The 9,259-nt window shown below is 73.0% G+C and carries 9 protein-coding genes; 2 read left to right on the plus strand and 7 right to left on the minus strand.

What is annotated here, in order from left to right:
- The 3 genes from AC13HU_RS23680 to AC13HU_RS23690 all read right to left on the minus strand — a co-directional run.
- A partial coding sequence (locus AC13HU_RS23680; protein WP_483043954.1) for a TIGR01777 family oxidoreductase occupies positions 1–593 on the minus strand: 593 nt, incomplete at its 3' end.
- A 31-nt stretch (positions 594–624) separates the two neighbouring features.
- Positions 625–1,137, minus strand: a complete 513-nt coding sequence (locus tag AC13HU_RS23685; protein ID WP_483043962.1) for a DUF4240 domain-containing protein — start codon at positions 1,135–1,137, stop codon at positions 625–627.
- 164 nt (positions 1,138–1,301) lie between these two features.
- Positions 1,302–2,357: a GNAT family N-acetyltransferase gene (locus AC13HU_RS23690; protein ID WP_483043955.1), complete on the minus strand. Its 1,056-nt coding sequence runs from the start codon at positions 2,355–2,357 to the stop codon at positions 1,302–1,304.
- A gap of 296 nt (positions 2,358–2,653) precedes the next feature.
- Here AC13HU_RS23690 and AC13HU_RS23695 point away from each other — a divergent pair, with 296 nt between their 5' ends.
- Positions 2,654–3,481 (plus strand): PhzF family phenazine biosynthesis protein, encoded by an 828-nt coding sequence (locus AC13HU_RS23695; RefSeq protein ID WP_483043956.1) that lies wholly within the window; start codon positions 2,654–2,656, stop codon positions 3,479–3,481.
- A 72-nt stretch (positions 3,482–3,553) separates the two neighbouring features.
- On the opposite strand, the gene AC13HU_RS23700 is transcribed toward AC13HU_RS23695, so the two are convergent.
- The 3 genes from AC13HU_RS23700 to AC13HU_RS23710 all read right to left on the minus strand — a co-directional run bounded on the left by AC13HU_RS23700 (position 3,554) and on the right by AC13HU_RS23710 (position 7,546).
- Positions 3,554–4,366, minus strand: coding sequence for a CPBP family intramembrane glutamic endopeptidase (locus AC13HU_RS23700; RefSeq protein WP_483043957.1), 813 nt, complete (start codon positions 4,364–4,366; stop codon positions 3,554–3,556).
- A gap of 185 nt (positions 4,367–4,551) precedes the next feature.
- Positions 4,552–5,928, minus strand: a complete 1,377-nt coding sequence (locus tag AC13HU_RS23705; RefSeq protein ID WP_483043958.1) for a serine hydrolase domain-containing protein — start codon at positions 5,926–5,928, stop codon at positions 4,552–4,554.
- Between the two features lie 124 nt (positions 5,929–6,052).
- Positions 6,053–7,546, minus strand: coding sequence for a glutamate-cysteine ligase family protein (locus tag AC13HU_RS23710; protein ID WP_483043959.1), 1,494 nt, complete (start codon positions 7,544–7,546; stop codon positions 6,053–6,055).
- A 642-nt stretch (positions 7,547–8,188) separates the two neighbouring features.
- Here AC13HU_RS23710 and AC13HU_RS23715 point away from each other — a divergent pair.
- Positions 8,189–8,776, plus strand: a complete 588-nt coding sequence (locus AC13HU_RS23715; RefSeq protein ID WP_483043960.1) for a hypothetical protein — start codon at positions 8,189–8,191, stop codon at positions 8,774–8,776.
- Positions 8,777–8,899: 123 nt separating this feature from the next.
- Here the strand turns inward: AC13HU_RS23715 and AC13HU_RS23720 are convergent, their stop codons facing one another.
- The gene (locus AC13HU_RS23720) at positions 8,900–9,106 is read right to left on the minus strand and encodes a DUF5999 family protein (RefSeq protein WP_483043961.1); all 207 of its coding nucleotides are present in this window, start codon (positions 9,104–9,106) and stop codon (positions 8,900–8,902) included.
- Positions 9,107–9,259: the final 153 nt, after the last annotated feature.

The raw sequence follows: 9,259 nt of genomic DNA on the forward strand, positions 1-9,259 counted from the left end.
GAGATGAAGCTCCAGAACTGCCGTCCGCTGCCGAGCCGCCCGCCCAGCCCGGCCCGGAAGAACGGGAACAGCGCCCCCCACGCGCCGCCCTGCGGGGAGACCACCAGGCCGGTACGGGCGTGCACCGTGCGGATGCCGGCCGCGCGCGCCGGGTCGGCCGCGGCCTCCCACGCCTGGACCAGGTCGGCCAGGAAGCCCTCGCCCGCCGGGCTGTCCTCGTCCACGAAACGGTCCCCGGTCTCGCCGTAGAACCCGATCGCGCTGCCGGCCACCAGCACCCGCGGCTTCGGGTCGAGCGCGGCCAGCGCCTTCGCGATGGTGGCGGTGCCGTCCACCCGGCTGTCGAGGAGGACCTTCTTGCGCCTGTCGGTCCACCGCCGCTCCGCGACCGGCGCGCCCGCGAGGTGCACGACCGCCTCGCAACCCGCCAGCCCGTCCGGGTCCACGGTGCCCGCCCGCGGGTCCCAGCGGGCCTCTCCGGGGCCGCGCGGGGTGCGCCGTACCAGCGCGACGACCTCGTGGCCGTCGGCCGTGAGCGAGGCGGTGAGGGCGGAACCGATCAGCCCGGAGGCGCCGGTGACTGCGATACGCATGCGGGTCATTGTGCCCGGTCCGTTCGCGGGGCTATCCGAAGCGCGCCCACAACTGGGGGAAGCGGGCCGCCATCGCCTGGTCGTCGTCGAACTCCGGGCGGTCGCCCTCGGGGTGGTCCTGCGGCGGCAGCTTCAGATCCGGCAGCCGCACGCCGGTCAACTGCTCGTACGCCTCGTCGGCGGCGTACCCCAGGTCCTCGGCGTCGCCGTCCGCCTCGGGGTCGAACTCCGGGACCAGGAAGGCCAGGTCGTCGGGGGAGTGCAGGGCGCCCTCGAAGACGTGCCGGCCCTGACCGATCAGCCAGCAGCGGAAGAAGTCGAACGAGTCCTCGTCGGCGCCGCCCAGCATGATGTCGGCGGCCCCCCACAGGTCCCACGAGAAGGCCCGGTTGAAGCGGGTCTCGAAGTGCCGGGCGTAGTCGAGCACGGTCTCCGGGTCGAGCCCGGCCAGTCGCTCGACCAGCAGGTCCGCGTGCTCCTCCGCATCGTCGTCCGCCGCCTCGCGGGTGCTGTCGACGATCTCCCAGAACTCCGTCTCGTCCATCACGCGTACAGCTTCCCGCCCCACGGTGCCCTGTGCAACGCGACCCCCCAGGGTGCTTGGTTGCTGTTCGGTTGCGGGACCCCCGCCGGTGGGTGGCTTGTCGGCGCGACGAGCCCACCACCGGCGGGGGGCCCGCAACGTACCGGACGGGGCGCCCCGGGGGGCTACGCCGGCAGCGTGAGCTGATACGCCACGGTACGGCGCAGGGGGCGGAAGCCGAGCGCCGCGTTGACCGCCAGCATGTGCCGGTTGTCGTCCGCGGTGTTCGTGACGACCTCGGTCACTTCGGGGTGCGCGTCCAGCAGGTGCCGCAGCATCGCCGACTTCAGCCACAGGCCGAGCCCGTGGCCGCGGTGGGCGGGCATCACGGCCGTGTCGAGCTGCTTCGCGCGCAGCGCACCGGCGGCGGTCCCGGCGCCGCTTCCGTCCCCGGCCTCGCCGTCGGCCCCGGTTCCGGCCGCTGCCCCGGCGGGCAGCGTCAGCTTCGTGTACCCGGCCACTGAACCGTCGGCCTCGCAGATCGCCGCGTGGTTGAGCAGCCGCTCACCGCGCCGGGCCGCCAACTCCGCGATCATCCGCACCCGCTCGGCGTCCCAGCGGGTCGTACCGGCCTCCAGGCTGCCGGTCGGCATGTCCGCCAGGCCCGCGCGGGCCGCCGCGAAGGACTCCGCGAGCGCGTCCGGCGGTGCGCCCTCCCAGGCCGTCAGCCGGTAGCCGGGGTGCGGCACGTCCGGCAGCTTCACGATCCGCTCCGGGATCTCGGCCAGCACCAGCCGCTGCCAGGTCAGCCGCAGCGCGGGCACGAACTCCCGGGTGGACAGGAAGCTCTCCCCCGGGGTGCCGGCCAGCACTTCCGTCGACAGCCGGCGGCAGCCCTCCTCGGCCGCCGCGGCCACCACCGTGGCCAGCAGCCGCGAACCCATGCCCATCCTGCGGTGCGCGGGATGGACGGTCAGTTCCACCGACGCGAGGCGGCCGCTGCCCTCGGTGGCCGGCAGCCGGAGCTTCGCCGTGGCCACGCCCTCGTCGTTCGCACCGTGCACCAGCCACAGGGCTAAGCGGCTGCCGGGGCCGACGGTGGTCAGCGCGGCCCGCACGCCGGCCATGGTCGGCAGTGGGTCTCCCGGGCGGTCGTGTGCGAGTGCTGCGGACCGCACCCGGTGCCACGCGTGGACGTCGTCAGCGGTGGGGGAGGTCAGCCGCCGGTGTTTGGTAGGCATCCGGGGGAACTTAACCGGTTGGTGTAGCAGCCCGCAATCCCTTCCGGTGGGTAGATTCCGCACGTCACAACGGCCGCCCCACGAAACATGCTGTTCCGTGCGGCGGCCGCCGTGCATGCCGCGTCAGGAGCTGCGGCGGGGCCCGTATCGGGGCCCGCCGCGAGCCCCGTCAGGGCACGCGGTGCCTTACGACCTGGGGAGTAGTAGGGAGCGGGCTCGCGCCGCCCGGCCCGATCACCGACCGATCAGCTTCCCGCCCGCCCCTGCGCGTGGTCGCGCTCCCGTACCCTCTCGGCATGCGTATCCGAATCGTCGACGCGTTCACCGACCGCCCGTTTTCCGGAAACCCCGCGGGCGTGCTGCTGCTCGGGGCGGACGGCTTCCCCTCCGACGGCTGGCTCCAGCAGGTCGCGGCCGAGCTGAACCTCTCCGAGACGGCGTTCGCGCATCAGCTTCCCCCGGGCGACGACGATGACGCGGACTGGGCGCTGCGCTGGTTCACCCCGGCCACCGAGGTACGGCTGTGCGGGCACGCCACCCTCGCCACCGCGCACGTGCTGCGTACCACCGGCGAGGCGCGGGGCACCGTCCGGTTCCGTACCAAGGCGGGGGTGCTGACGGCGAGGGCCGACGGCGACGGCACGATCACCCTGGACTTCCCGGCCGCGCCGCTCACCCCGGAGAAGGCGCCGGCCGGCCTGGCCGCGGCGCTGCGCGCCGAGCCGCTGACCGTGCTGGACACCGGCCCGGACTGCGGCGACCTGCTGGTGCAGCTGGCCGACGAGGCGGCGGTGCGCGCGCTCGCCCCGGACTTCCGGGCCCTTGCCGCGCTGTCCCGGCGCGGGGTGATCGTCACGGCGGCCGCCGCCGACCCTGCCGGCGGCTACGACTTCGTGTCGCGCGGCTTCTTCCCGGCGGTCGGTATCGACGAGGACCCGGTCACCGGCAGCGCGCACACCGCCCTCGCGCCGTTCTGGTCGGCCCGGCTGGGCCGCGACGCGCTGACCGGATATCAGGCGTCGGCCCGCGGCGGGCTGGTCGCGACCCGGCTGCGGGACGACCGGGTCGAGCTGACCGGCGCGGCCGTGACCGTGGTGGACGGCGAACTGCACGCGGTGCCGTGAACCGCCGTGCCGTCAACCGCGGTGCCGTCAACCACCGTGCCGTGAACCGCGGTGGCCACAGGGGCGATCCGGTCACCCGCTGGGCAGCCAGCCCACCTTCCCGGCGAGCAGCGCGAACCCGACGAAGGCGACCGTGTCGATGAGCGAATGTGCGGCGACCAGCGGGCCGATCCGGCCCCACCGACGGTAGAGCAGCACGAACACCACGCCCATCGCCATGTTGCCGACCATGCCGCCGACGCCCTGGTAGAGGTGGTACGATCCGCGCAGCACCGCGCTGGCGACGAGCGCGGCGGCCGGCGACCACTTCAACTGGTCGAGCCGGCGCAGCAGATAGCCGACCACGATGACCTCTTCGAGGACCGCGTTCTGCACCGCGGAGGCGATCAGCACCGGGATGCGCCACCACACGTCCGGCAGCGACTCGGGCACCACCGTGAGGTTGAACCCGGCGGCCCGTGCGCCCAGGTAGAAGGCCAGCCCGGTGCCGCCGATCACCGCCGCGACCAGCGCGCCCCACGCCAGGTCGCGACGCGGCCGGGTGAGGTCGAAGCCGAGCGCAGGCATCCCGACCCGCTCGCGCGCCAGCAGGTGCGCGACCAGCGCGACCGGGGCGAGCGCGGTGGCGATGGAGAAGACCTGCCAGGCCAGGTCGAGCCAGGGGCGGCCGGGGGCCTGCGAACCGACCAGCGTCGCGGCCTGGTTCTTCAGCGCGCCCGGCCGCGTCACCGAGCCGATGAAGCTGATCACCGCGGAGACGCCGCTGGCGCCGAGCGACAGCGCCAGCACGATCAGCGTCTCGCTGCGCAGCGTCCGCTCCTCGAACGGCAACTGCGGCTGCGGCCGCTCCGGCTGCCCGGCCTGTGGCTGTGCCTCTGCCTGCACGCGATCCTCCCGTGTCGTCGTGGACACGATACGAAGATCCCGCCCGCCGCCCTACCACCGCACCGCCACGGCCGCCCGCACGGTGCGCGCCGCGCGAGCCTACGCCACGAACCTGGCCGTCGCCCCGTTGACCAGCCCGAAACGCGCCGACGCGCTGTGCGGCGCCGCCGTCCTGCGTACCGCGGTCAGACGGCGCGCAGCACGCACGGGTGCACCAGGTACGCGCCCAGCCGGCCTTCCCGGTCGCCGTTCTTGAACGCCACGGCCCGGCCTTCCAGCCGCTCGTGGTCGGCCCGCAGCGCGAGGGCGAGGCGGGGGCTGCCCAGCCGGGCGTCATCGGTGGGCAGTTGCAGCGCCGCGTCGGCGCGCAGGTCCCACAGCTCGGAGGCGCTGCCGGGCACGGCGACCGGGGCGCTGTCGGCCAGCCGGATCTCCACCCGGTGGTCCGCGAGGACCCTGATCCGCAGCGGGATGTCGCCTTGCGTGGTGTGGACCTCCCCCGCCCACTCGCCCTGCGCCAACGCCATCGGGCGGGTCTGCTCGGTGACCGGCGCGAGGTGGTCGCGGTGGAACCCGGGCGCCAGGATGCCCATGAGGTGCTCGACGACGGTGTCGCGGGCCGCCTTGTTGGTGGAGTTGGCCAGTACCGCGACCGAGATCTCGTGCTCGGGCAGGTCGATCATCATGGCGGCGATGCCGCCCATACCGCCGCCATGGCTGCGGGCCACCGGCCCGGCGCCGCGCGAGACGACCCGGCCGAACCCGTACCCCAGGTGCTCGCTGAGCGGGACGCCGTCGTACGTCGCCGCAGCCGTGGCGGGTTGGAGCAGGCGGCCGGATGTCCGGGCGAAGAGCGCCACGTCGCCGGCGGTCGCCCAGCCGGCCCCGGCGGCGGGGTGGTCACTGAAGCAGGTCGGGTATGCGCGCCCGCCGGCGGAGTAGCGTTCGGCGACGGGCGCCGAGCCGGTGTAGGCCGGCCCGTAGCCGAAACTGCCCAGGCCGAGCGGTTCGAAGATCCGCTCGCGCAGGTAGTCGCCCTCGCTCCGGCCGGTCACCGACTCCAGCAGCCGGCCCAGTTCGGCGTAGCCGATGTTGGAGTACTCGAAGTCGGTACCCGGCTCGCGGACGAGCCTGCGGTAGTCGGCGATGTCGATCGGCAGCGGACCGGTGGCGTAGTGGAAGTTGTAGAACGCCGGGAAGCCGCCGCGGTGTCGGAGCAACTGGCGCGGGGTGGGCGCCGTCCACTGGTAGTCGCCGGGGATCGGGGCGTCGAGGTCCAGCAGGCCGTCGTCGGCGGCCAGGCAGACGGCCGTGGCGGTGACCGCCTTGGTGACGGAGGCCAGCCCGTAGACGGTCCCGGGGGTGGCCGGCCGCCCAGCGGCGGCATCCGCGTGACCGTAGGCGCGGGCGAGCACGACTTCGTCGCGTTCCACGACCGCGAGGGAGAGCGACGCGCAGGAGTGGTCGGCCAGCGCCTGCGCGCAGAACGCGTCCAGCCCGTCCAGTACGTCTTTTACGCCCGGTCCGTCCGGCACCACGACCGCCCCCTTGATCGAATACATCGCCCGGTCGAAGAGTAACGCGCCGGCATACGAAGGCCATCGGCAGGATCGCGGCCGTGGTGCGCCGCGCCCGGCGTGGGAAGGGGCCTCGCCGGGCGGGCGCGGCCGGAGCGGTCCGTCACTGTCAGTCGGGGACCGGCCAGGTGTGGACCGGGGCGCCCTCGGTGGAGAGGGCACGGTAGCGCTGGGTCATGGCGGCGAGCGCGGCACGGCGGTCGAGGCCCCGGTCGAGGAAGTGGTGGAAGGCGTCGGCCTGCCAGCGGGCGCCGTTGGTGCGGTGCCGGCAGCGCTGCTCGATGATGCCCAGGTAGTGGTCGCGGTCGACGGGGTCGATGCCCCAGCCGTCGAGCCCGGCGGCGGCCAGCGGCAGGAGTTCGTCGCGGATCAGGTCGGCCGCCGGGACCTGGGCGAGCGCGGTGCCCCGCGGGCGCGGCCAGTGCAGCACGGCGTCGATGCCGTCGCGGCAGGCGGCGTCGAAGTTCGCGGCGGCGGCGCCGAACGGCAGCCGCTGCCAGATCGGCCGCGGCGCCTCGGCGAGCGCGCGGACCAGGCCGTAGTAGAAGGCGGCGTTGGCGATGACGTCGGCGACGGTGGGTCCGGCCGGCATCACCCGGTTCTCCACGCGCAGGTGCGGTACGCCGTCGACGGCTTGGTAGATCGGGCGGTTCCAGCGGTAGATCGTGCCGTTGTGCAGGGTCAGTTCGCGCAGTCGGGGCACCCCGCCCTCGTCGAGTACGCGCAGCGGGTCCTCGTCGTCGCAGATCGGCAGCAGCGACGGGAAGTAGCGCAGGTTCTCCGTGAAAAGGTCGACCGCCGAGTCGATCCACCGCTCGCCGAACCAGGTCAACGGCCTTACGCCCTGGGCCCGCAGCTCCTGCGGGCGGGTGTCGGTGGCCTGCTGGAACAGCAGCGGGCGGGTCTCGCGCCACAGCTCGCGGCCGAAGAGGAACGGCGAGTTCGCGCCGGCCGCCACCTGCGGCGCGGACACCACCTGGGCGGCGTTCCACACCGGCGCGAAACGCTCCGGGGTGACCTGGAGGTGCATCTGCGTGGAGGTGCAGGCCGCCTCGGGCGCGATCGAGGCGGAGGTGTAGACGAGGTGCTCGACGCCTTCGATGTCAAGGGTGATGTCCTCGCCGCGCATGGCGAGAATCCGCTCGTTGAGCAGGGTGTAGCGGTCGGCGCGGGAGAGGTTCGCCGAGACCAGGTCCTGGGCCTGGAGGGTGGGCAGGATTCCGACCATCACGATGCCGGCGCCGACCTCCCCGGCCATCCGGTCGGCGTAGCCCAGCCCGGTGCGCAGTTCCTCGGCGAGCCGGTCGAGCACCCGGCCGGAAAGCGGGTGCGGCGCGATGTTCACTTCAATATTGAACTGAGCCAGCTCGGTCTGGAAATCGCGGCTCGCGATGCGCTCCAGCACCTCTTCGTTCATCATGCGGGGCAGTCCCTCGGAATCCGCGAGATTCAATTCGATCTCCAGACCCATGAGATTGCGCGGCCGGTCGAAGCGCTTCTCCGCCAGCAGCCTCTCCAGCCCCAGCAGACACTGCTGGAGCTTGTTCCGATACATCCGCCGGTCGGCCAGATCGAACGCCCCGGCCACGACCTTCTCCCCCATCGAAGCGTCCCTCCTCGTGCGGGTCCTCACCGGAGGATGCCCACCCAAATGATCGATAACGCCCACCGGAGCGCGGTGTGCACGCTACGCTTGCCGTAGTGACCGCCAGTGGGCATGTTCCGGTGGCACATTCGGCGCAGGGCGCTTACGTAGAATCCGGGTGAATACACCGCACGGTTCCGGCCGACCGTACGAGGCGGAAATCAGCGGCATCCGCCCCCTATCCTGCGGGAATGCCGGCCAGGGCGCCAGAGGAGAAGGCGCATAATCGCCTTGCGGGTAATACTGGCAGCGAGTAGATGAAACACGGAGCGAACACGCGTCGTATAAACTCCGCGCACGAGGCAGAGTATCCGCCGTCGCCGGGCGAGCTTGAGCAGTAACGACCTGGTGCACGACAGGCGGTGGATCAGCGAGCGGCGTCATGGGGCTTCGGATGCAAGGCGCCGAAGTGTCCTAGGTCAGGGTGGTTTCCTGAGTGCATTTCGGCAACGCCGCAGACGGAGTCGCAGGACACCGCGAGCCCGCCGCCTGTCGTGCACCAGGTCGTAACCCTCACCAGGTACTGACCGCGCCGTCCGCACCTCGCCCGCACCGCTTTGTGCCCGCACCACGTGTCTCCCAGTGAGAGGCGACAACACCATGCCGCTGCTTGTCCCCCCAGCACCCGCACCCGCCCTGTTGAGCGTCCTGGCGGCGCTCAGTTCGCCCACCGCGGTCCTGGAAGCCCGGACCCCTGCCCTGCGCACCGCGGAAGGGCCACTGGACGCCGAACACCCCCTGCCGGTCCATGTGTTCGAACCGGCGTCGGTTCCCGGCGGCCTGCCCCACGCGCGGCTGGCCGGCTGGCGGTTCCATATCAGGGCGGGGTCCCGGGTGGCCGCGGCGGGCGAGACCGTGGCGACACCTGACGGCTGGGTGTTCTCGCGCTTCTCCGAAGGCCCCTACCTGGCCTCGACGGAGCGGGCGTTGCGCCAGGCGGAGCCGCTGCCGGCCACCTACCAGCCGCATCTGCTGTCGGTGCCGAGCCGGTACATGATGGCGCTGTGGCTGCACTCGGTGCCGAGGGCCGACGCGGCCACCGCCCAGCCGGACCCGGCCGACCTGGTCATCCCGCTGGCGCCCGCGCCGCCGGGAATCGCCTCGCACCGGGTGTACCGGATCGTCGAGCTGGCGCCGCTGCTGAGCGCGTGGTTGGCGCCGCCGCCGCTGGCCGGCTCCCCCGCGTAGCGGCCCCGGCACGAGCGAAGCCGGTTCCCCCGAGCGCCAAAGGCTCAGGGGAACCGGCTGTGTCGTGCCATGGACGGCGCGCGGCGTGCCCGCGTCGCGGTGGCCGCCCGCCTCGCCGGCGCGTCAGGCTGCCGCGGTGACGCGCGCGGCGACCAGCGGCCTGTGCGGTGCGATGATCTGCCCGTCGGGCAGGATCTCGCCGGTGTCCTCGAAGAGCAGGACCCCGTTGCACAGCAGGCTCCAACCCTGCTCCGGGTGGTGGGCCACGATGAGGGCGGCCTCACGGTCGGGGCTGTCGGCGGTGGGGCACTGCTGCTCGTGCTTGCACATGGTCAATGGTGTCTTTCGCTGCGAGAGGTGAATGGTGCGGTCGGTCGCGTCGCCTGCCTGGTTCAAGTCGGTCCCCCGTTCTCGCGCGGCCGGTCCCAGTCTTGCTCCCCGGACGGCATTCCGCAGGTATTTCACGTTCGCGCTACTCATTGG

It is taken from the genome of Streptomyces sp. NH27 (assembly GCF_056859195.1).

Excerpts from the sequence above, each read along its gene's own strand:
- AC13HU_RS23685 (WP_483043962.1), bottom strand. The coding sequence starts at position 1,137 with ATGGACGAGACGGAGTTCTGGGAGATCGTCGACAGCACCCGCGAGGCG.
- AC13HU_RS23690 (WP_483043955.1), bottom strand. The coding sequence starts at position 2,357 with ATGCCTACCAAACACCGGCGGCTGACCTCCCCCACCGCTGACGACGTC.
- AC13HU_RS23695 (WP_483043956.1), top strand. The coding sequence starts at position 2,654 with ATGCGTATCCGAATCGTCGACGCGTTCACCGACCGCCCGTTTTCCGGA.
- AC13HU_RS23705 (WP_483043958.1), bottom strand. The coding sequence starts at position 5,928 with ATGTATTCGATCAAGGGGGCGGTCGTGGTGCCGGACGGACCGGGCGTA.
- AC13HU_RS23710 (WP_483043959.1), bottom strand. The coding sequence starts at position 7,546 with ATGGGGGAGAAGGTCGTGGCCGGGGCGTTCGATCTGGCCGACCGGCGG.
- AC13HU_RS23715 (WP_483043960.1), top strand. The coding sequence starts at position 8,189 with ATGCCGCTGCTTGTCCCCCCAGCACCCGCACCCGCCCTGTTGAGCGTC.
- AC13HU_RS23720 (WP_483043961.1), bottom strand. The coding sequence starts at position 9,106 with ATGTGCAAGCACGAGCAGCAGTGCCCCACCGCCGACAGCCCCGACCGT.